At 59.7% G+C, this 857-nt stretch carries 1 protein-coding gene; it reads left to right on the top strand.

The window, feature by feature from the left end:
- Positions 1-857 (top strand): porin (locus PH551_RS32810; RefSeq protein WP_285196410.1); only part of this gene is annotated, 857 nt, incomplete at both ends.

The following is an 857-nucleotide window of genomic DNA, read 5'->3' as shown; positions in this document are numbered from 1 at the left end:
TTCTACATCCCGGGCACCGAAACCTGCCTCAAGATCGAAGGCTACATCCGTTTCCAGGTTAACGTTGGCGAAGACGTCGGCGGCGACTCTGACTGGGATGCAGTCACCCGCGGTCAGGTTCAGTTCACCGCCAAGAGCGACACCGAATATGGTCCGCTGACCGGCGTCATCGTCATGCAGTTCAATGCTGACAATGCCACCGACCAGGAAGCCAAGCTCGACTCCGCTTACCTCGACGTCGCGGGCTTCCGCGCCGGTCTGTTCTACAGCTGGTGGGACGATGGTCTCTCGGGTGAAACCGACGACATCGGCTCGATCGTAACGCTGCACAACTCCATCCGCTATCAGTACGAAAGCGGCGACTTCTACGCTGGTCTCAGCGTCGACGAACTGGAAGACGGCTTCTACAAGTCTGGCGAAGGCCCGAACAACGTAGGCGTTGCCTTCGGTCTCGGCGGCAAGGCTGGCGCCTTCAGCTACCAGCTCACCGGCGGTTGGGACTTCGACAACGAAGACGGCGCTATCCGTGCAATGGGTACGGTTGACATCGGCCCCGGCACGCTCGGCCTCGCAGCCGTGTACTCTTCCGGCCCGAACTCCTACTACTCCGCAGCTGAATGGGCTGTCGCTGCCGAATACGCTATCAAGGCAACCGACAAGCTCAAGATCACTCCTGGCGTCCAGTACTACGGCGACTACTACGTTGCTGGCGACGACTTCAGCGACGGTGATGCCTGGAAGGTCGGTCTGACGGTTGATTACCAGATCGTTGACAACTTCTACGCCAAGGCTTCGGTTCAGTACCTCGATCCGGAAGACGCTGACGACTCCACGACGGGCTACTTCCGCCTGCAGCG

The organism is Rhizobium atlanticum, from assembly GCF_030182485.1.
In the GTDB taxonomy this organism is placed as follows: Bacteria; Pseudomonadota; Alphaproteobacteria; order Rhizobiales; family Rhizobiaceae; genus Rhizobium.
This window is presented reverse-complemented; position numbering and strand designations above follow the sequence as displayed.